The sequence below is a fragment of the Salegentibacter sediminis genome (genome assembly GCF_002078605.1).
Classification (GTDB): domain Bacteria; phylum Bacteroidota; class Bacteroidia; order Flavobacteriales; family Flavobacteriaceae; genus Salegentibacter; species Salegentibacter sediminis.
Genome location: NZ_MSJR01000006.1, coordinates 147,075 through 167,696, shown reverse-complemented (window position 1 = coordinate 167,696; position 20,622 = coordinate 147,075). Strand labels below are relative to the sequence as shown.

Below are 20,622 nucleotides of genomic sequence, written 5' to 3'. Positions count from 1 at the left end.
TAAAGATATTTAAAACCTTATAAATTATGGCAAAAACGGCAATTGGTGCCCCTGTTTTTTACAGGGATAATGCCTACGAAAAACTCGCTACTTATCTGACCGAAAACAAGGCTTCAAAAATTTTCATTCTGGTTGATTCCAACACCCATAATTTTTGTCTTTCCGCCTTTCTTGCCAGGCTTGCAACAGAAACTCCTGTAGAGGTCATAGAGATGGAAGCAGGCGAAAGCCATAAGAATCTGGAAACCTGCAGCCAGATCTGGAATGTACTTTCTGAACTGGAAGCCGACCGAAAAAGCCTGGTATTGAACCTTGGCGGCGGCGTAGTGACAGATCTGGGTGGTTTTGTAGCTTCTTGTTTTAAAAGAGGTATTTCTTATATAAATATTCCTACAACGCTATTGGCTATGGTAGACGCTTCAGTAGGAGGAAAAACCGGGGTGGACCTGGGGAACCTTAAAAACCAAATAGGAGTGATCAATAACGCCAAAATGGTTTTAATCGACCCTGATTATTTAAAAAGCCTCCCTGCCAATGAAATGCGAAGTGGCCTGGCCGAAATTTTAAAGCACGGTCTTATTAAGGATGAGAAGTACTGGAATAAGCTTACTTCGTTAAAAGATTTAAGCTTAGAAGATCTGGACGATATTATTAAAGAATCTGTCGCCATTAAAGCCAAAATAGTATCCCGTGACCCTGATGAAAAAAATCTTAGGAAAACCCTTAATTATGGTCATACCCTTGGACATGCCATTGAATCTTACTTCCTTAATCACGCTTCTAAAACAAGACTACTACACGGAGAAGCCGTGGCGATTGGGATGATTTTAGCAACATTTATTTCTTCAGAATTAAAAGAGTTTCCTAAGAAAAAAATGGAACAAATTACCAGTAACATACTCGATATGTATGGAAAGGTAGAGTTTGAGGACCAGGATATTACAAAAATAATCGAGTTAATGAAGTATGATAAGAAGAATGAATATGGAAAAATTAATTTCGTACTGCTGGAAGACATTGGGAAACCTTTAATTGACTGTCTTGTATCAAATGCAGTTATTCAAAAAGCATTCGATTTTTATGGAAAAGCTTGATTTTTTAAAAATTAATAGTTTTATTTAAAAATCTAAATCAGATATTTTTTTTGTTATTATTGCAGAAACCATTCGCGCTATGAAAAGAATAATTGTTGATTACAAAAAGCTTACGCCAGAAATACTTAGCCTCCTGGTGGAGAAGTATCCCGATGGATATGATGACGACCAGGTGATCTCCTTTAAAAACGCTAAGAATGAGACGGTTGATGCGGTTGAAGTTAAGACCGAGGATACCGTGTACCTTGTTAAAGTGAGTACACGTCTTGAAAATACGATGGCCAATTTCGATGAAGAAGACTATGATGATTCAGATTTTAACGAACCAATAGTGGAAATTCCCGAAAAAACAAACGAAGTTGAAGAGGAAGATTCCGATGATGATGATCATTAATTCCGAGCTATAAATAAAGAGGCCGTCTAAAAAGTGATTTTTAAACGGCCTCTTTTCTTTTTCATAGCAATCTCAGTCCCTATGCATGTTGCATATCGTGCTTGCCTTCTTTAATTTCTTCAATAATCTTGGCATTAAAAGCTGGTAGATCATTGGGGTTTCGACTGGTGACAAAGCCTTCATCAACAACTACTTCTTTATCAACCCAATTGGCACCGGCATTTTTCAGGTCGGTTTTAATAGAATTGAAAGAAGTCATAGTTCGACCTTTCACCACTTCGGCCTCAATAAGGGTCCAGCCTGCATGGCAAATTGCTCCAACTGGTTTTTTCAGTTTAAAGAAATCCCGAACAAATGTCAGGACATCTTCATCTCTTCTCAAAATATCCGGATTCATAACTCCGCCAGGAAGTACCAGCCCGTTATAATCTTTTGCTTTCACCTCTTTAACAGTGCGGTCTACTTCTACTTCACCACTCCAGCCCCCATCGGCCCAGCCTTTTATCTTTCCTTTTTCAATGCTGATAATATCCACTTTAAAGCCTTCTTTCTCCATTGCTTCTTTTGGAGATTTCAATTCAGACTCTTCAAATCCATTTGTAGCTAAAATTGCAACTTTCTTTTCCATAATCTTATCTTTTTTCGGTTTTACTCAAAGATAAACATCACAGGAGCCAATGGGTATTAAGGCCTTTATAAAAAACCGAAGGTTTATCGTTAAACTTTATTAATAAAAGCAAAGGTCGTCATTTATTTTTCTGCTGAATCTTTCTTATCTCTATTCTGTTTTTCTTCCTCAAGGTCCAGGTTACTTTTAAGGGTATCTATAATCTTTTTTTCTTCCTGGAGTTGCACCCGTTTTTGCTCCAGCTTTTCCATCTCCTGGTAGATCGCAGGCTCCCCATATTTATTTGGGACCACCTTTTCATTTCTATGTAAAGCAAATTGAACTGTAAATTCGGCCCCAAAGAAAAGAATAAGACAGGTATAATAGACCCATAAAAGGAGTAATACTACAGAGGAGGCCCCGCCATACACAGAGGCTGGTTCACTGCTACCAAAATAGAAACCCAGTATTTTTTCTCCTATTAAGAATAAAATAGTGGTTAAAACTGCACCCAAATAGGTTATTCGCCACCTTATTTTTATATCGGGAAGCAATTTAAAAACCGCAGCGAAAAGGGTGGTAACAATTAAAAAGGAAATAAAAAAGTTAGTAACATCTACCATAAATCCGGTTACCCCGGGTGCAAATTGGTCTATATGATCGCTTAGAATAGCCAGTAGTGCAGAGATAACCATTGAAACCAGCAAAAGCAGGCCAATTACCAGCACCATTCCAAAAGAGATAACTCTGTCCAGAAGTAATTGCAAAAAATTAGATTTTTTCGCTGCTACATTCCAAATATTATTCATTGCCTTCTTTAGCTGAAAGAATACCCCGGTAGCACCAAAAAGCAACAGCGCAACACCCACGATAATAGCCCAGGTAGAATCTCCCGAGAGTGCCGCATTGGCGACTATGGCTTCAATGGCATTTGCAGAATCGGGACCGATAAACTCTCCTATTTCATCAGTGATTCGCCCCTGCACCGCTTGCCGCTTAAAAAAATAGCTCGCAATTGTTACAACTATGATTAATAAAGAAGGTAAAGAAAATAAGGTATAATATGCTATAGTTGCACTCCTTGCATAAGGATCATTGCGGTTCCAGCTGAAATAAGCCTTTTTCAGTAAACTAAAGAAGGTCTTGAAAAAATTCATATCAGGTACTTTTTCTTCAAAAGCTCCAGATGATGAAGGGTATGTCCTATGCTTATAAATCCTATGACCCCGACACTGGTTTTGTTATTATTCACCACTCCGGTACGTTGAAGCATTTCTTCAGAAAAACTTGCATAAAGATCAATACTCGAGATTCTTACATTTATAAATTCCTCTTTTAAGCCTTCAAGTTCCCGACGGTTTGCTTCTGAAGCCGGTACATAGGCATCATGATCAAATCCAGGAAGCGAAGTTTTATCATTCCTGGCTATGCACAGCGCCCTGTATTGAAAAATACGTTCCACATCAATCATATGTTGAAGTACTTCTGCCAGGCTCCATTTTCCCGGGGCATACCTAAAACTCAGCTTTTCCGGAGTAATTATGCTGAGCACTTCCTCAAGCTCTCTTTGATTTTCCATAAGCAAACTTCCCAGCGACTTATCGCCGGGAAGTTTATCTATATAAGTTTGATAAAACTCGTGGTAATCTCCTTTATTTAACTCTGAGACTATCATTATGCGGAGTTTCTACTTGCATTAATATTTCCATATAAAGAGCGGGTAACCATCTTTTCATAGATCTCAAGCAAATCTTCAGAAGCTTCACCCTGCTTCTGTAGTTCCTGAACTTTTCTTAAGGCATGTTGCTGAATGGTTAGTAAAGGTAACACGATACGTTCCCGGGCCTGAATTGAGGCCTTGCCTGCCGGTTGATTTTCCAGCAGCTCTTTGTAACCGGTAACCTTGAGCAACATTCTTTTTGTACGCTCATATTCCTCATAAATCAGTTGCCAGAACTCTCCGAATTCCTTGTCGTCCTTCATATAAGATGTTAAAGCAAAGAATGACTTGGTTAGACTCATCATGCTGTTTTCCAGCAGTGTCTTAAAAAACACTGAGTTCTCATAGAGATGGATCACTTTATCAAACTCCCCTTCTTTTTCGTAAAACTCCATAGCAGTTCCAACTCCAAAAAATCCGGGGACATTTTGTTTCAATTGACTCCAGCTTCCCACAAAAGGAATCGCTCTTAGGTCGCTTAAGTTTAACTTTTCAGATTTATTTCTTTTAGAAGGGCGACTACCAATATTGGTTTTCGCGTAATATTTCAGCGTACTCATTTGTTCCAGATAAGGAATAAACTTTGGATGCTGTTTGAAATCGGTATAAGTAGTATAACTCAATTCCGCCAATCTATCCATAGTCTCCCTGTCCTCTTCCGAAAGGACATTTTCTCCTTCACTCAAAATTTCGTTCGAAACTCCGGAACTTAGTAACTGTTCCAGATTATAGCGGCAACTGTCCTGAGTACCAAAATTTGAACTAATGGTTTGCCCCTGCACGGTTAGCTGGATCTCTTCATTTTCTATGCCTGGACCCAAAGAAGCGTAAAACTGGTGCGTTTTTCCTCCTCCTCGAGCAGGTGGCCCTCCCCGACCATCAAAGAAAACTACTTTTATATCATATTTCCTTGAAATCTCTGTAAGCTTTTCTTTGGCCTTATAAATACTCCAGTTAGCCATTAGGTAACCCCCATCCTTGGTTCCATCACTAAAGCCGAGCATAATTGTTTGCTTGTTTCCGCGTCGCTCAAGATGCTCTTTGTAAACCGAATTATTATACAGAACTTCCATCACCTCATGAGCCTTTCTTAGATCGGGTACGGTTTCAAAAAGCGGGATAATATCTACCGATGGTTTTTCCCAACCACATAATCTCATAAACGCAAAAGGCTGCAATACCCCCTGCACACTTCCGCAGTTACTTATAATATATCGGTTTGCACCATTCTCTCCATTGGTTTGCTGAATACTTTGCATTGCATATATCGAAGACAAGGTAGCTTTAGCCATCCCTTCTTCCAGATTCTCAGGGTCTATATTCCCCTGAACTTTGGTTAAAGCATCAATTTGCTCCTCCTCGGTTAAATCGGAATATTTTCCACCGAAGAGATCGGGCTTATATTGGTGAAGTTCTTCCAGCACCTCATTGTGTTTACTGGAATCCTGACGAATATCCAAAGTGCCAAAATGATACCCGAAGAGGTTAATTTTATTTAGAAGATCGTCTACTTCCTCTAAAAATAATGATTGATGTTTGTCACGAACTATATCCCTGATCTTAGTCAACTTAGACTTTAAGTCTTCAAGGCTTATTTTAATTTTTCCTGTTTTTGAAATAGCGCTGGCATACAGCTTAGGTTCGATTTCAGAAATGATCTCATCTACCTCACTAAAGGTTAGACGGCGCTTTAATTTTCTTAAGTCCCTGTAATAATTAAGCAGGATTGTAGACCGAAGTCTTTTAGCAACCTTCAGGGTGATTTCCGTGGTTACAAATGGGTTTCCGTCCCGGTCTCCTCCTGGCCAAAAACCAAGGTTGATCACCTGATTTCCGGGATCTTCTCCATTAAAAATATTTTGTTGCAAATAATTATATATCTGACTTACACTTTGATAGAATACATTCTCAAAGTACCAAATCAGGCTTACCGCTTCATCGAATGGCGAGGGTTTTTCTTTTTTGAAAAACGGGGTTTTACCAAGCTGGGCCAGGAGATTTTTTATGGTTGTTAAGTCGTTTTTCTGTACGGCTTTATCCAGGTCGGTGATGATCCCCAATACAGCACCCGGGTAAAATTGCGTGGGGTGCGCTGTAAGCGTAGGCCGCACTTTAAACCGTTTCAGGTAATCCCTGAGCTCAGAGGTTTTATTAACAGCTTCAGCTTCCTCTTTAATATTCCTAAGGGTTCCGTGCCCATCCATATTGTTAACTACAGGGAAAGAGGCATCTTCTATAGCATCAAACAATACTACCTGTCTTTCTATATACTGAATAAACCTAAAAAGCAAGTCTATCTTTTCACTTTCAGAAGGATCTTCCTGGTATTTATTAAAAAAGGTTTCAATTATTTCCGAAGGATTTTTGTTCTCAGCGAATCCGGCTTCACAAATTTCCTGAAACAAGGGCAATAAAGCCCCTGTTTTTTTTATATCATCAAAGGGTAAGGTTAGAAAAATGCTATTATAAACCTGGTATTTCGCGAGTACACTTTCATTAAATCTTTCCAGTTTTGGTTCTCTATGCATAATCTTAATTGGTGTTTATTTAAATTTATAAAAAAACCCTTTAAACAGAGTAGCCTAAAGGGTTTTTAGTAAAAGTTTAGGACGCTTTACAAATTCTGAAAAATAGAATGCATTAAGCGTTTTTTATCGTTCAGGCTCTCTTCCAGAGAAATCATTGTCTCTGTTCTATAAACTCCCTCAATATCATCTAATTGAAAGATAATCTCTTTTGCGTGTTGGGTATTTCGAGCTCTTATTTTACAAAAAACATTAAATTTCCCGGTAGTAACGTGGGCAACGGTTACAAAAGGAATTTCATTTATTCTCTCTAAAACGAATTTTGTTTGAGAAGTGTTTTTAAGGAATACGCCTACGTAAGCAATAAAGGCATAACCCAATTTTTTATAGTCCAATGTCAGGGAAGAACCAGTAATAATTCCTGCTTCTTCCATCTTTTTCACCCTTACGTGAACGGTTCCGGCCGATATTAATAGTTTCTTGGCAATATCGGTAAAAGGAGTCCGGGTATTCTCGATAAGCATATCAAGAATCTGGTGGTCTGTTTCGTCTAATTTAAACTTGGCCATTTTTCAAATCTCTTTTTTTAATGAAGTTCAAAATTAATACAAAATCGTTGAATAATTACTAAGTATTTTGAGAATTATTCACATTTAAGACCTATTATCTCCCCGTTTAAGATAATTTTATTAACTATAACGTTTTCGCGAACTTCAGGCACATCCGGAAATTCAATTTTTGCGCCTTTAGCATCGATTATCCTATGAGCAAAATTTGTAATCTCAGGGGCTATTTTTTCAATTATTGGTACCAATTCTATATTATCCCCCACTAATTCTTCTTTATATTGAATAGATACATCCATCCGCTGATTATTTAACAATACATATTTCAGAATTATATCGTTAAATAGCTTCTCGTTTTGAGGGATATCGGTATAAACTGAATAGTTGCTTTCGGTAAAGTTTCCCGAAGCGATAGCATACAAAGCTGAAACCATGGCGGCATAAACATACTCCCTTACTTTTTCCCGCTCATAATCCCCAGGAGCGTGACCGGCTTCAAATAAAATGGTAGGAACCTTAGCGGTCTGGAAAGTATCTCCGGTACAATTGATATTATATCCATCGTCATACCTCCCAATCCTTCCCGGCAAGACCAGTTTTAGGTCCTCATAGATTCTTGTAATAATCTGCATACTTTTCTTTCTTTCAGGGTGTACAGCCCTGTCCCGGTCCATAGAAGGGGTTAAGAAAGACAGGGTCGCCGGCCTTGCCGCCCTACCCGCACTAAAAATTGTACGCTGGTCGTGAAGATTTAAACAAAAATCAGGTTTAAAAGCATCAAATTCGTTGCGCAACACTCTACTTTCAGGCTCTTTGAGCTCCTGCGCATCACGATTTAAATCCACTTGATTAGCATTAAGCCTGGTGTAGACCTTTGCCCCATCGGGATTTAGCATAGGAATAATACGAACAGTACACCTGGAGAGAATAGCAGACAGCACAGAATTTGTGTTTAAAAGGCTAGCAGCATTTAAAAGATCAAAGACTGCCTTTGTGGTGGTAGATTCATTTCCATGCATCTGTGACCAGGCCAATACCTTTATTTTACCCTTGCCCATTTCAACACGATGAATAGGCTCATTCAAAACCGATCTGCCGATTACCTTTATTCTGAAATTTTTTGAATGCTTTTGAAGCAAGGGCTCAATATGTTCTAAATGAAGATATCGGCCCTGGATTGTTTTTTCCTTAACAGAAGAATAAGACTCCATTAAAGGCTGTAGTATTGTTGAATAATTCATGTTCACAAAAGTAAACATTCAATATTTTACAATTGTAAACAAGTTGTGCAGAGATGTGTGTTTACAAGTGTAACAAGTATATTCAGAAAGCTGAACACCCATTAGGAATCTATCCTATTAAGCATAAAAATTATTATATCATTCTATTTATGAGTTATTTAAAAACTATTATATAAATAAATAATTTAAACTAAAAACACTTGTTTACAATTGTAACTTTGTTCTTGTGAATCTTTTATTTACATTTGTAAATAGAATTTACATCATTTTAATTCACAATGGTAAACACCGAAAAATTTGCTGCAAGACTGGAAAAGATAATCGATTATTACGATTTATCGGCTGCAGCATTTGCCGATCAGATTGAAGTTGGTCGCTCCTCTATTTCACATATTCTATCGGGAAGAAATAAACCCAGCCTGGATTTTGTGATGAAAGTGATCTCACATTTTCCGGAGGTAGAACTCTACTGGCTTTTAAATGGAAAAGGGAAATTCCCAAAAGAAAGAGCTGTTTCTACCCCGCAACCCGAATTTCAGTCAAAACCAATTCCTCCTATTCCTGAAAAAGAAAACCCTTCCTCTGGAATTCCACAGCATAAAATTCCTATGGATTCTACCCAAAAGGAAAAACAAATAAAGAAAATTGTGATTTTTTATACAGACGGGACTTTTGAAGCTTTTGAAAATTGACTTTCAGGTTAAAATACGCTTATTTTGCAGTATGAGAAAAAGCCTTATCCTTCTGGCTATTATTTTTAGCCTCACCGGTTGCTTTCAACCAGAACGCAATTGTTCCGACTTCAAAACCGGTACATACGAATTTGAGACCTATCTAAGCGGGGAATTGGTTACCTCACGCTTCGTAAGAAACGATAGTATTGAAATTGATTATTTCCAGGGGAATACCGATACCTCTTCGGTGCGTTGGCTAAATGACTGCGAATATATTTTAAAAAACCTCAACCCGAAGAATATGGCTGAAGAAAAGCCAATTCATATGAAGATTCTTACCACCAGCAAAGATGGCTATACTTTTGAATATGGAGTAGTTGGAGATTCAAGAAAAGAACGAGGCTCGGTAAAACGTGTAACAGAATAGTTAATTCCTGTTTCCTTTTTTCAGCAATTTATTCTGTTCTTCCATCAGTTCGGTTAGTTTTGATAGTAACTCGATATCCTTTGGGGTTGTTTCCCGGGTATCTTTTGGATCTTCAGCTTTTCGGCGAAACCGGTTTATCACTTTAATTACCAGGAAAATTGTGAAGCCAATTATAATAAAATCGAGCAAGGTCTCGATCAAGGCACCATATCCAATCGCAACTTCCTGAACCGCCTCTACTCCCCCGGCTTCAGGTACAACTTCCTTTAAGACTATTTTTTTGTCAGAAAAACTTATGCCATTGGTCATTAAACTGAGTGGCGGCATTACCACTTCTTTAACCAAGGTATTTACCACCGCATTGAAAGCAGTACCAATAATGATACCTACGGCCATATCTATCATATTGCCTTTGATGGCAAACTCCTTAAATTCCTTGATCAACCCCATTACTCGTCAAATAATTTGGTTTGACTTTCAGAATTTTCTGAGGCTTTCCCATTGATGGGTTTTCCAGTATCTGCCCGGTTTTTATCCTCGGTAAGACTCTCTTCATCCACTACCTCTATTTCTTCCGCAGGGGTTTCCTCTTCCTCTTCATACGGCAATGGATCCAGTAAATTGATTTGTTTCACCTTTTCTGAAGTTAACTGGTTCCCCTGGGCCTTTATCCCTTTTACTGAAATAAAATCTTCCAGGTTTACCTCATCGTTTGGTGGTTGTTCTTTTCCTCTTGGCTTGTTATAGACCACCTCTGCCATCGGGTAGTAATCTGTTGAAACTATCTCGAGATAGGAATTTTCGTGATCACTGATGAACTTTTCTTCTTTATCTGGATTTTCAATCAGGAAACGTTTTACATAAAAGCGTTCTTTTTCAGGCTCCCAATAGATCGCTGAAACAGGTTTTTTAGGGTTCCATTTCTCCAAAACCAGCATTTCTTCATCAAAACGGGTAGTAAGTTCAGGTTTAATGGTTTTGGCGATTCCATCTGCAGTTACGATAAGAATACGGTCATCCCCTTTAAATTCTCCAAGCAATTCGCCCCGTTCATCGACATTCAAGCGTTTAACCGTTTCGTCGAACCAGATCCTGCGCGGTTTTAAAGTAGAAACACCTTCTTCTTTTAATTCTATTCGTTTTACAGCATATTTTGTAACTATATTTCCTTTTACGTTCCGACCTTTTATCAGGATATCGGCAAAATCTACATCAAATTTCAGCTTCTTAATGCTTCCCACCTGGCGTAATAATACCAAAACCACTTCGGCTTCGCCATTAGGGTTAGCTGAGAAATAATGTACCTTGGAGTCTTTTTTGCCCTGGGTAAGATCGTATTCCCTATCCCTGGTCACCGAAGTAACTGCAAATCGCTTTATATAAGAAGCTCCATTTTTACCATCGCGGTAAATCATATTATAAATAGTGCGCTTATCTTTTTTCTTGAAAATGGCGACGTGAATTATATCCTTCCCGATAAAGGTTTTGGTATCTACCTTGGTGACCATCATTTTTCCATCGGCGGTAAAGACAATCACATCATCGATATCTGAACAATCGGTTACGTATTCGTCTTTTTTGAGGGAGGTACCTACAAAACCTTCCTTGCGGTTTACATAAAGCTTGGTGTTTCTAATCACCACTTTGGTAGCTTCAATATCATCGAAAATACGAAGCTCAGTTTTTCGGTCCTGCTCCTGGCCGTAATCCTTTTTGAGCTTTTTAAAGTAATCTATGGCAAATTCTACCAGGTTATCGAGATAATGTTTTATCTGGGCGATTTCGCCTTCCAACGCCTCGATCTTTTGCTGGGCCTTGTCAATATCGAATTTTGAAATACGTTTAATGCGAATTTCGGTAAGTCGAACAATATCTTCCTCGGTAACTTCCCTTTTCAGGTGTTTTGTAAAAGGCTTTAAACCTTTATCGATGGCTTCAATTACGCCAGGCCAGGTTTCTTCTTCTTCAATATCACGATAGATCCTGTTTTCAATAAAAATTCGCTCTAGAGATGCAAAATGCCACTGTTCTTCGAATTCCTCAAGTTTAATTTGAAGTTCCCTTTTCAGCAGAAAAAGCGTATGATCTGTAGACCGGCGTAAAATCTCGGAAACTCCTAAAAATTCTGGTTTGTTATCGATAATTACACATCCCAGGGGTGCCAGTGAGTTTTCACATTGGGTGAAAGCATATAGGGCATCGATGGTTTTATCGGGTGAAATATTGTTGGGCAAATGAATGAGGATCTCCACTTCGGCAGCGGTATTATCCTCAATCCTTTTGATCTTTATTTTTCCTTTATCATTTGCCTTTAAAATTGAATCAATTAACGTAGAAGTGGTTGTTCCATAAGGAATCTCTGTGATGGCCAGGGTGTTTTTATCATGCTGGCTGATCTTTGCCCGAACCCGAACTCTTCCACCTCTCCTACCATCGTTATAATTTGAAATATCGGCAACTCCTCCGGTTGGAAAATCGGGGAACAGCGTGAATCTTTTTCCTTTTAAATGTTTTATAGAAGCATCGATGAGCTCATTAAAGTTGTGTGGAAGAATTCTTGTGCTAAGCCCTACCGCAATCCCTTCGGCACCCTGAGCCAGCAACATCGGAAATTTAACCGGCAAATTAACGGGTTCGCTTTTTCTTCCGTCGTAAGAAAGTTGCCATTCGGTTAATTTTGGGTTGAATAACACCTCCAGGGCGAATTTAGAAAGCCTGGCCTCAATATAACGCGGAGCGGCAGCCCGGTCACCTGTTAATACATTTCCCCAGTTCCCCTGGGTATCTATAAGCAATTCTTTTTGCCCCATCTGTACCATAGCATCCCCTATACTGGCGTCTCCGTGCGGATGGTATTGCATAGTGTGACCCACGATATTTGCTACTTTGTTATAGCGGCCATCGTCCAGGTCTTTCATAGAATGCATTATACGACGCTGCACAGGTTTGAAACCATCTTCAATAGCCGGCACAGCACGCTCCAGAATCACGTAAGAAGCATAATCCAGGAACCAGTCTTTATACATCCCGGTTACCTTGATCAATTCTTCCCTGGGTTGTTCAAATTCTTCCTGTGGGTTTCCTTCGTGGTTTTCTTCCATTAGGCGGTTGCTTTAGACTTCTCGAGAATTTTATCAAGGGAACTCAGCATTCCCTTTTTCTTTTTTCGGGTTAAAAAAGTAGTGTTAAATGTATATTTTTTATAGCCGCGTCTTCTGCGGGAACTTATATAAATGGTCAATGCTGAATAGAAAAAATAGTCGCTAAACCTGTATTTTCCCAGTTTGCGTTTAGGAAACTCGGCCTTTTTCACCCGGTATTCCATAAACTTTGAAAAAAACACGCCGTTATTCTTCAAATTAAGAGTCTCTCCATCACTATCAAAATCGAAGGCCTGCCCTACCCGGTGCACGTATATCGCCAGAATTACCACAACAATATTTGGCACATAATGGCTAAAATTCACCGGCTCATCTGAGCCCATCAATTCGATATTTACAAATATATTGGTGACAAAAATGGCTACCAATATGGTATAAATCGAAGGGATTACCTTTATTTCGTTTTTATTGGTAAACCTCATATCCCTAGTTCTTCTACCAAATCAAGTTCGACTTTGAGGTTATCAATAATAAATTCCTGCCTGTCTGGCGTGTTTTTACCCATATAAAAACCAAGCATTTCCTCTATAGACTTCTCTTTATCCAACATAACAGGATCCAGGCGAATATCTTCTCCAATAAAATATTTAAATTCATCTGGCGAAATCTCCCCTAACCCCTTAAACCTGGTGATCTCTACTTTGCCTTTTAGCTTTTCGATGGCCTGTTTCCTTTCTGTCTCACTGTAACAATAAATTGTTTCTTTTTTATTTCTAACTCTAAAAAGCGGAGTTTGAAGAATATAAAGATGATTTTCCTTAATTAATTCCGGGAAAAACTGAAGGAAGAATGTTATGAGCAATAACCTGATGTGCATTCCATCTACATCGGCATCAGTAGCGATCACGATATTGTTATACCGAAGATCTTCTAAAGATTCCTCAATATTTAAGGCCGCCTGCAAAAGGTTGAATTCTTCATTTTCGTATACTATTTTTTTGCTCAGACCATAGCTGTTCAGTGGCTTTCCTTTTAAACTAAAAACCGCCTGGGTTTCTACATTTCGGGATTTGGTTATAGAACCACTCGCCGAATCTCCCTCGGTAATAAACAAGGTGGTTTCCAGGTAACGTTCTTTTTTACTATCTCCTAAATGAATTCGGCAATCCCTTAATTTTTTATTGTGTAAACTGGCTTTCTTCGCCCTGTCTCGTGCTAATTTTCGTATTCCCGAAAGATCTTTTCTTTCTCTTTCAGCCTGAAGAATTTTACGCTGAAGTTTCTCGGCAGTTTCCTGATTCTTATGCAGGTAATTGTCCAGCTGGGTTTTAATGAAATCATTGATATAAGTACGAACGGTTGGCAATTTTCCGCCCATATCGGTAGAACCCAGTTTGGTTTTGGTTTGACTCTCAAAAACAGGTTCCATCACCTTGATACTTATTGCCGCAACTATAGATTTGCGAATATCGCTGGCTTCATAATTTTTTCCGTAGAATTCTCTAACGGTTTTCACTACCGCTTCCCTGAAGGCAGATAAATGTGTTCCTCCCTGGGAAGTGTTCTGGCCATTGACAAAAGAATGGTATTCTTCGCTGTATTGAGTTCGGCTATGTGTTATAGCTACTTCTATATCGTCACCCTTAAGATGAATAATGGGATATAAACGGTCTTCTTCACTGATACTATCACTTAGAAGATCCTTTAAACCATTTTCAGAATGGAATTTCTCCCCATTAAAAATTATGGTTAACCCCGGATTGAGGTAAACATAATTCTTAAGCATCTTTTCGATGTATTCATTTCGGTATTTAAAATGCTTAAAAATAACCTCATCTGGATTAAAGGTTACTTTGGTCCCGCGACGGCGCGAAGTTTCATCGAGTAATTCTTCATTTACCAGATTTCCCTGCTCAAATTCTGCCGATTTAGATTGGCCGTCTCGCGTAGATTCGACTCTAAAATATGAGGATAGTGCGTTAACGGCCTTCGTACCAACTCCATTAAGCCCTACAGATTTTTTAAAAGCACGGGTATCGTATTTTCCCCCGGTATTCATTTTAGAAACCACATCTACCACTTTGCCTAATGGAATTCCTCGCCCGTAATCGCGAACAATTACGCGTTGGTTTTGCACCGAGATCTCAATGGTTTTCCCGGCTCCCATCACAAATTCGTCAATGCAGTTGTCTATAACTTCTTTTAGAAGAATATAAATACCATCATCGGCACTGGAACCATCCCCCAGTTTCCCGATATACATCCCGGGACGCATCCTGATGTGTTCTTTCCAGTCTAACGACCGTATATTATCTTCGGTATATCTGGTTTCCGTACTCATAAGTAGAATTGGAGTTTGTGGCTAATATAAGATATACCTTAAAAAGTTGAAACCCTTGCAGCACAAAGTAATTAACAAAGATTTAGGAAAATTGTTAAAATAAGTTCTCCTGGGTATTTCAAAAGTTATTTCTTCGGAAAACAGTTGAGATTAACTTCCGGTTTATCCGGCAAAATCAGTAAACCAGTAAAAAATATATCTCCAGAATTATATTCCGTAGAAAAAAATTAAACATTAAATCGGAAATGCATCACATCGCCGTCTTTCACGATATAGTCTTTTCCTTCTACCCGCATTTTTCCGGCTTCTTTTACTTTAGCTTCACTTCCAAAGTGTACAAAATCATCATAGGCAATAACTTCTGCCCTGATAAATCCTTTTTCAAAATCGGTATGAATCACACCCGCGGCTTGAGGCGCAGTAGCTCCTTTTGGGAAAGTCCAGGCTCTAACTTCTTTTACACCAGCGGTAAAATAAGTTTCAAGGTCAAGCAATTGATAGGCTCCACGAATTAACTTAGCCGAACCGGGTTCTTCCAGGCCAATATCCTGAAGGAACATCTGGCGTTCCTCATAATCATCCAGTTCAGTAATATCAGCTTCTGTTCCCACGGCTAATACCAGCACCTCGGCATTTTCTTCTTTCACGGCTTCTCTAACCCTATCTACGTGGGCATTTCCTGAAACCGCTGATCCCTCATCCACATTACAAACATACATTACCGGTTTATCGGTAATAAACTGCAGGGGCTTGATAAATTCCTTTCGCTCATCCTCGGTTAGGCTTATTGCACGAACCGATTTTCCAGCTTCCAAACCTTCCTTGACCTTTAACAATGCGGCTTCTTCTTTCTGCGCCTCTTTATTTCCGGTTCTGGAAGCCCGCTTAACCTTTTCCAGTTTCTTTTCTACTGTTTCAAGATCCTTCAGCTGAAGTTCCATATCTATGGTTTCCTTATCCCGAATGGGGTCTATAGAACCATCAACATGAACAATATTATCATTTTCAAAACAACGCAAAACATGTAGGATAGCATCGGTTTCTCGAATATTTCCCAAAAACTGGTTTCCTAATCCCTCACCTTTACTGGCTCCTTTTACCAGGCCGGCGATATCCACTATCTCGACGGTTGCAGGTACAACCCTCTCCGGATTAACAAGGCTTTCCAGTTTCTCCAGTCTCGTATCGGGTACGTTTACCACCCCTATATTAGGTTCAATGGTACAAAACGGAAAGTTTGCACTTTGCGCCTTGGCATTTGATAAACAATTAAAAAGGGTAGATTTTCCTACGTTTGGTAATCCTACGATTCCGGCTTTCATAAATTATATTTTAAGCTGAGTTTTTGCGGCTGCAAATGTAAGGATTAAGAACGATATATTAATGATCCCGGGCTTATTCTAAGGAATTCTTTTAAAGCTTTATTTTTGGCAATTTTACAAGGTTGATCCAAAAATCTTCAATTTTGCTTATAGCCTTCATAAAATCATTTAATTCAATAGGCTTGGTGATATAGCAATTTGCATAATTTTTATAAGACTCATCAATATCCTTTTGTGAAGAAGAGGTGGTAAGCATTATCACCGGAATGCTCCTGAAAACCTGGTGAGTTTTTATATATTTTAAAACCTCGTGACCATTTTTTCTAGGTAAATTAATATCAAGAAGAATAAGATCCGGTAGTTCTGATGTTTGAAATACGCCTTTTTTATTTAAAAAATCCAGGGCCTCCTGGCCATCCCGGGCTACGCTTAACTTATTCATTATTTTCCCTTCTTCCAGGGCCTCTGTAGTAAGTAAAATATCTCCTTCATTATCTTCAACAAGTAAAATGTGAATAGAATTCATAGGGTTGATTCAGATTAAATGATAAAAACTCTTTGAAAATATAGTGAAAAAATCCGGTAAGTTTTAATGTTTAACGATACTGAAATAGAATATGGTTCCTTTTCCTTCCTTAGACTCTAACCAAATTTTACCTCCCAGATTTTCAATAATCTTTTTAGTGACAGCTAAGCCCATCCCGGTACCAGAATAAGTTTCTCTCTGATGTAAACGTTGGAAAATAATAAAAATCTTGTCAAAATATTCGGTGTTTATTCCAATTCCATTATCCTGCACCCTAAACACAAAAAAATTATTGGTTTCCTCCACCCCTATTTCAATCCTGGGAGCCACTGATTCCTTACGGTATTTAATGGCGTTGCTGATAAGGTTTTGAAAAACCTGTCTTAAAGGACTTTTTGGAGCCATTATCTCCGGGAGATTTTGTGTGATAATTGCAGTACCCGTATCCTCTATTTCTTTCCGGTACAGGGTTTTTACTTCAGAAATTATTTCGTTAACATCAATTATTTCCTGTTTGTCTTCAGTCCTTCCCACACGGGAAAACTCCAATAGATCAAGGATAATGCTTCGCATGCGTTTCGCTCCGTCTACCGCAAAATGAATATAGGTATGTGCCTTTTCATCCAGCTGCTCAGAATATTTCTTTTCTAGTTGAGTTAGAAAACTGGTAACCATTCTAAGCGGTTCCTGCAGGTCGTGTGATGCCACATAGGCAAACTGCTCCAACTCTGTATTCGAAATTTCAAGTTCTTTTGCATGTTTTTTTAAATCATCATTGAGGGATTTTAAGGAGCTTTCATATTCTTTAGACCTGGAAATATCCTGCATTGCACCAACTGCCCTTATCGCTTTCCCCGATTTATTCCTAACGATATAACCTTTATCTTTCACGTATTTATATTCCCCATTTCCGGTAGCAAAACGATACTCAGCCTCCCACTTTTTATCATCACCTGCGACAGCCCTTTCCAGACTACTCTTAACAACTTTCATATCTTCAGGATGAATATTATTGATCCACAGGTCAATATCTGTGGTAAGTTCGGAAATTTTGTAACCATAAAGTGTTTCAAAACCTTCCCCCCAATAAATCTCATCTTTTTCCAGGTCCCAATCCCAAATTGCATCAGAAGTTGCTTTCGTTACATATTTAAAACGTTCATCACTCATGAAAAGTTCTTTTTCATATTCATAAAGATCTGTTACATCCCTTAAAACGCCTATCATCCTATAAGCAACCCCATCGCTATCCCTTAAAATATAGCCATTTTCAACAACCAGAATATATTCTCCTGCCTTATTTTTAAACCGGTATTTTCTACTCCATTTTTTCTGTTTCTGATCTAAAAGATTGGCGTTCAAACTCCTTTGAGTTTCCTCCATATCTTCTGGATGCACGTTCTCACTCCATTTCTCTATGGGAAAAGTTTTGCTTTCTCTTTTAAAACCGAAAAGTTTTGTGAAGCCTTCCCCCCATTCAATATTATTATTGGTGATATCCCAATCGTAAATCGCATCTTTCGTGGCTTTGTTCACAAATTTATAGCGCTGATTGCTGAGCAATAAGGCTTTCTCTTTCTGCTTGAATTCAATAATTAACTGAAGTAAACCTAGAGTTCGGTTTATTGTTTTAACCAGTATTTGTTGCTCTATATTCCTTTTTTCACAATACACCGAAAAAACACCTAATAATTCCCCCGAGGAAGAGAGCACAGGAAATCTGGATACCGTAGAAATTTCAAATCTTTTCATTAAAAGAGATAACTTTGAATTTTCGGGCCACTGGTTTATTTCAACTGGTTTTTTTTCCGCTTTCATTTTGCTTATAAATTCCTCACTGAAAGCACTTCTATTTATTTCTTCAACCAATTCTTCCGGTAAACCGGGTAATATCCAGTTTAAAAGTTGATTCTTATCCAGTTTCCAGATAGCCACCCAAATTCTATCCTGCAAATGCTCCAGTTCCTGAAGATAATATTCCAGGATATCATCAAGAGAAAACTTCTTTTTAAAACTCATTTCCAACACCTTTTTTTCAAGGTGTTCGAGATCCTGTAAATATTTTTTTTCAGTAATATCTCTTGAATTAGCAACAATTCCCTGTACGGCCGGATCTTTCAGTAAATTTGTAGCTGTGGTTTCAAGCCATCTCCAACTTCCATTTTTATGCTTAAATCTAAAAGGAGAAATATTTAATCTTTTTTCATTTTCCAGTCTTTCATAACTCTCCTGAAGCCGCTCCAGGTCTTCAGGATGAATAAAATCCCAGGCGTTTTTAGCATGCAAATATTCCGAAGTATAGCCTAAAACATTTACCGAGTTTGGGCTGGTATAAAGGTAATTTGCATTTTGATCTAATATTGCAATGAGATCGCCCCCATCCTGAACCAATCTTTTAAACCGCTGTTCGCTTAGTTTTAATTGCTGTTCGGCTTCTTTTCTCTCCCTCCCATCCCGGGCAATAGCATACATTAATTCTTCATTATCATCCCAGCTCACCGACCAAATAAGCGGTATGATTTCCCCCGATTTCGCTATGTATCGGTTCTCAAAATTCGTCATGGGAGTTCCTGCCATGATTGCTTTTCTCGCGGCCTCGTTTTTTTCATAATCCTCAGGGTGAACCAAATTTCTCAAAGGCATACCCTCCAAGTCTTTGCTATTATAACCCCACAACCGGGAGCTGGCTTTACTGGTTTTTACAAAACAGCCATTTTTATCAATAATAGTAATAACATCCAGGGACTGGTCCATTATTCTATTGAGCCGGACGCGGTTTTCTTCAAGGGCTTTTTCGGCTTCAGCTTTGGATTGTTGTTCCTCCTTTTCCACCGTAATGTCCAGAATAACTGAATCCCAGATTATACTACCATCTCTTAACTTTTTTGGAGTCCCAATTCCCCTATTCCATCGGGTTGTACCATCTGGATGGTTTATGCGCCATTCGTGGCGCCATTCCTTTAAATGCTTTGCTGAATCCTGGATGCTTTCGAGATGAGATTTTAAGTCGTCTTTATGATAAAGCTTCCAAATAATTTTATTATCTAAAGAAGCTTTTTCTGCAGAAATTCCCCAAAGTTTTTCAGCACCTTTGCTAATATACATTAGCCTGTCACTCCCATCAGGATTTAATTTATACCTAAAAACCACCCCGGGAATATTATTATTAATGCTTTCCAGGCGTTGTTCTGTAATCTTTCTGGTGGTAATATCCTGAGTAGCTCCATAAACCCTGGTACATTCACCATCCTTAAACTCCGGTCTACCGGTGGCACGCACCCATTTTTCATTGCCTTTAGCGGTTAATATTTCCAACTCTACATCAAAAGATCGGGCCTCTTCTATAGCCTCATTTACTATTTTTGAAACAAGAGCTTTATCTTCCTTCGTTTTATAAAAGTCTATTGCCTTATCAAGCTCCGGAACATAATCTGGAGAAACCTCATGAATTTCCTTGACCATCTTATTCCAAACCAGGCGGTTATTCACAAGATCAAGATCCCAGCTACCAATTATAGCCACTTCCTGGGTTTCTCTTAAAAACTTCTGATTTTCCTTTAAGGTTTCTATAGCAACTTTTTCACGGTTTTTAGAAATCTTTTCTTCTGTTACATCACGAACGCAATGAAGAATATATTGTACACTACCATCATCTTCTGGTATTGGAATATTTTCGTTATCCCAGAATCGCTCTTCCCATTCCCCGGTATTTTCATTGAAGAGATCGTACCGGAGCCTGTCCATTTTATGATTTTCGCCGGTATTTATGACCTTTTTTAATGAGTTGAGAAGAAGCTCATGAAATTCATCATCTTTTTCATCATTTTCCTGAAATACTTCAAACAAACCTTCACCCACCAGTTTTATTCGAGGAATACCAGTTGTTTTAACATAAAGATCATTGACATCAAGTATTTTAAAAGAAGGATCCTGGGCGTCGATAGTAAGACAGGGAATAGGAAATACGCTAAATAATTTATTTGAGATTTTCGTAGGGATCATAGCTGGATTGGGTAATAAAGCTTTTTTCTCAAATATAGAAAAAATCAAATAAAATGTTAAAACAATTAAAACACTCTCAAAT

General features: G+C 38.5%; 17 protein-coding genes. 4 read left to right on the top strand and 13 right to left on the bottom strand.

Going from position 1 to position 20,622, the window contains the following annotated elements:
- The first annotated feature begins 26 nt into the window (after nt 1-26).
- Both aroB and BUW93_RS10605 read left to right on the top strand, forming a co-directional pair.
- Entirely contained in the window at nt 27-1,094 is a 1,068-nt protein-coding gene (gene aroB / locus BUW93_RS10610; RefSeq protein WP_081211676.1) for a 3-dehydroquinate synthase, read from the top strand.
- A gap of 79 nt (nt 1,095-1,173) precedes the next feature.
- Nucleotides 1,174-1,488 carry a hypothetical protein gene (locus tag BUW93_RS10605; RefSeq protein ID WP_081211675.1) on the top strand — a complete coding sequence of 105 codons (315 nt, stop codon included), beginning with the start codon at nt 1,174-1,176 and terminating at the stop codon, nt 1,486-1,488.
- A 79-nt stretch (nt 1,489-1,567) separates the two neighbouring features.
- On the opposite strand, the gene BUW93_RS10600 is transcribed toward BUW93_RS10605, so the two are convergent.
- The 6 genes from BUW93_RS10600 to BUW93_RS10575 all read right to left on the bottom strand — a co-directional run bounded on the left by BUW93_RS10600 (nt 1,568) and on the right by BUW93_RS10575 (nt 8,147).
- On the bottom strand, nt 1,568-2,116 hold the full coding sequence (locus tag BUW93_RS10600; protein ID WP_081211674.1) for a type 1 glutamine amidotransferase domain-containing protein: 549 nt from the start codon (nt 2,114-2,116) through the stop codon (nt 1,568-1,570).
- Nucleotides 2,117-2,238: 122 nt separating this feature from the next.
- Nucleotides 2,239-3,252, bottom strand: a complete 1,014-nt coding sequence (locus tag BUW93_RS10595) for a YihY/virulence factor BrkB family protein (RefSeq protein ID WP_081211673.1) — start codon at nt 3,250-3,252, stop codon at nt 2,239-2,241.
- Nucleotides 3,249-3,770, bottom strand: a complete 522-nt coding sequence (locus BUW93_RS10590; RefSeq protein ID WP_081211672.1) for a DinB family protein — start codon at nt 3,768-3,770, stop codon at nt 3,249-3,251. The genes BUW93_RS10595 and BUW93_RS10590 overlap by 4 nt, the downstream gene beginning before the upstream one ends.
- A complete protein-coding gene (locus tag BUW93_RS10585) occupies nt 3,770-6,343 on the bottom strand; it encodes a phosphoenolpyruvate carboxylase (RefSeq protein ID WP_081211671.1) in 2,574 nt (857 codons plus the stop codon). The genes BUW93_RS10590 and BUW93_RS10585 overlap by 1 nt, the downstream gene beginning before the upstream one ends.
- Nucleotides 6,344-6,429: 86 nt before the next feature.
- Entirely contained in the window at nt 6,430-6,909 is a 480-nt protein-coding gene (locus BUW93_RS10580; protein WP_081211670.1) for an Lrp/AsnC family transcriptional regulator, read from the bottom strand.
- Between the two features lie 74 nt (nt 6,910-6,983).
- Nucleotides 6,984-8,147: a M14 family zinc carboxypeptidase gene (locus tag BUW93_RS10575; RefSeq protein WP_081211669.1), complete on the bottom strand. Its 1,164-nt coding sequence runs from the start codon at nt 8,145-8,147 to the stop codon at nt 6,984-6,986.
- Nucleotides 8,148-8,425: 278 nt separating this feature from the next.
- Here BUW93_RS10575 and BUW93_RS10570 point away from each other — a divergent pair, with 278 nt between their 5' ends.
- Together BUW93_RS10570 and BUW93_RS10565 are read left to right on the top strand one after the other, a co-directional pair.
- Nucleotides 8,426-8,839: a helix-turn-helix domain-containing protein gene (locus BUW93_RS10570; protein ID WP_081211668.1), complete on the top strand. Its 414-nt coding sequence runs from the start codon at nt 8,426-8,428 to the stop codon at nt 8,837-8,839.
- Between the two features lie 31 nt (nt 8,840-8,870).
- The gene (locus BUW93_RS10565; RefSeq protein ID WP_081211667.1) at nt 8,871-9,248 is read left to right on the top strand and encodes a DNA topoisomerase IV; all 378 of its coding nucleotides are present in this window, start codon (nt 8,871-8,873) and stop codon (nt 9,246-9,248) included.
- On the opposite strand, the gene mscL is transcribed toward BUW93_RS10565, so the two are convergent.
- The 7 genes from mscL to BUW93_RS10530 all read right to left on the bottom strand — a co-directional run bounded on the left by mscL (nt 9,249) and on the right by BUW93_RS10530 (nt 20,540).
- Complete coding sequence (mscL, locus tag BUW93_RS10560) at nt 9,249-9,698, bottom strand: large-conductance mechanosensitive channel protein MscL (RefSeq protein WP_081211666.1); 450 nt, start codon at nt 9,696-9,698, stop codon at nt 9,249-9,251.
- Nucleotides 9,698-12,349 carry a DNA gyrase/topoisomerase IV subunit A gene (locus BUW93_RS10555; RefSeq protein ID WP_081211665.1) on the bottom strand — a complete coding sequence of 884 codons (2,652 nt, stop codon included), beginning with the start codon at nt 12,347-12,349 and terminating at the stop codon, nt 9,698-9,700. The genes mscL and BUW93_RS10555 overlap by 1 nt, the downstream gene beginning before the upstream one ends.
- Nucleotides 12,349-12,831 carry a hypothetical protein gene (locus tag BUW93_RS10550; protein WP_081211664.1) on the bottom strand — a complete coding sequence of 161 codons (483 nt, stop codon included), beginning with the start codon at nt 12,829-12,831 and terminating at the stop codon, nt 12,349-12,351. The genes BUW93_RS10555 and BUW93_RS10550 overlap by 1 nt, the downstream gene beginning before the upstream one ends.
- Complete coding sequence (locus BUW93_RS10545) at nt 12,828-14,690, bottom strand: DNA topoisomerase IV subunit B (RefSeq protein ID WP_081211663.1); 1,863 nt, start codon at nt 14,688-14,690, stop codon at nt 12,828-12,830. Before BUW93_RS10545 ends, BUW93_RS10550 begins: the two co-directional genes overlap by 4 nt.
- Nucleotides 14,691-14,917: 227 nt before the next feature.
- Nucleotides 14,918-16,012 carry a redox-regulated ATPase YchF gene (ychF, locus tag BUW93_RS10540; protein WP_081211662.1) on the bottom strand — a complete coding sequence of 365 codons (1,095 nt, stop codon included), beginning with the start codon at nt 16,010-16,012 and terminating at the stop codon, nt 14,918-14,920.
- A 91-nt stretch (nt 16,013-16,103) separates the two neighbouring features.
- A complete protein-coding gene (locus BUW93_RS10535) occupies nt 16,104-16,538 on the bottom strand; it encodes a response regulator (RefSeq protein WP_081211661.1) in 435 nt (144 codons plus the stop codon).
- A gap of 63 nt (nt 16,539-16,601) precedes the next feature.
- Nucleotides 16,602-20,540, bottom strand: a complete 3,939-nt coding sequence (locus tag BUW93_RS10530; RefSeq protein ID WP_157893314.1) for a PAS domain-containing protein — start codon at nt 20,538-20,540, stop codon at nt 16,602-16,604.
- Nucleotides 20,541-20,622: the final 82 nt, after the last annotated feature.

What these genes read in the sequence shown, in the direction of transcription:
- BUW93_RS10600 (WP_081211674.1), bottom strand. Translation starts at nt 2,116, where the DNA reads ATGGAAAAGAAAGTTGCAATTTTAGCTACAAATGGATTTGAAGAGTCT.
- BUW93_RS10545 (WP_081211663.1), bottom strand. Translation starts at nt 14,690, where the DNA reads ATGAGTACGGAAACCAGATATACCGAAGATAATATACGGTCGTTAGAC.
- BUW93_RS10585 (WP_081211671.1), bottom strand. Translation starts at nt 6,343, where the DNA reads ATGCATAGAGAACCAAAACTGGAAAGATTTAATGAAAGTGTACTCGCG.
- BUW93_RS10570 (WP_081211668.1), top strand. Translation starts at nt 8,426, where the DNA reads ATGGTAAACACCGAAAAATTTGCTGCAAGACTGGAAAAGATAATCGAT.
- BUW93_RS10580 (WP_081211670.1), bottom strand. Translation starts at nt 6,909, where the DNA reads ATGGCCAAGTTTAAATTAGACGAAACAGACCACCAGATTCTTGATATG.
- BUW93_RS10530 (WP_157893314.1), bottom strand. Translation starts at nt 20,540, where the DNA reads ATGATCCCTACGAAAATCTCAAATAAATTATTTAGCGTATTTCCTATT.
- mscL (WP_081211666.1), bottom strand. Translation starts at nt 9,698, where the DNA reads ATGGGGTTGATCAAGGAATTTAAGGAGTTTGCCATCAAAGGCAATATG.
- BUW93_RS10575 (WP_081211669.1), bottom strand. Translation starts at nt 8,147, where the DNA reads ATGAATTATTCAACAATACTACAGCCTTTAATGGAGTCTTATTCTTCT.
- BUW93_RS10565 (WP_081211667.1), top strand. Translation starts at nt 8,871, where the DNA reads ATGAGAAAAAGCCTTATCCTTCTGGCTATTATTTTTAGCCTCACCGGT.
- BUW93_RS10590 (WP_081211672.1), bottom strand. Translation starts at nt 3,770, where the DNA reads ATGATAGTCTCAGAGTTAAATAAAGGAGATTACCACGAGTTTTATCAA.
- aroB (WP_081211676.1), top strand. Translation starts at nt 27, where the DNA reads ATGGCAAAAACGGCAATTGGTGCCCCTGTTTTTTACAGGGATAATGCC.
- ychF (WP_081211662.1), bottom strand. Translation starts at nt 16,012, where the DNA reads ATGAAAGCCGGAATCGTAGGATTACCAAACGTAGGAAAATCTACCCTT.
- BUW93_RS10595 (WP_081211673.1), bottom strand. Translation starts at nt 3,252, where the DNA reads ATGAATTTTTTCAAGACCTTCTTTAGTTTACTGAAAAAGGCTTATTTC.
- BUW93_RS10535 (WP_081211661.1), bottom strand. Translation starts at nt 16,538, where the DNA reads ATGAATTCTATTCACATTTTACTTGTTGAAGATAATGAAGGAGATATT.
- BUW93_RS10605 (WP_081211675.1), top strand. Translation starts at nt 1,174, where the DNA reads ATGAAAAGAATAATTGTTGATTACAAAAAGCTTACGCCAGAAATACTT.
- BUW93_RS10550 (WP_081211664.1), bottom strand. Translation starts at nt 12,831, where the DNA reads ATGAGGTTTACCAATAAAAACGAAATAAAGGTAATCCCTTCGATTTAT.
- BUW93_RS10555 (WP_081211665.1), bottom strand. Translation starts at nt 12,349, where the DNA reads ATGGAAGAAAACCACGAAGGAAACCCACAGGAAGAATTTGAACAACCC.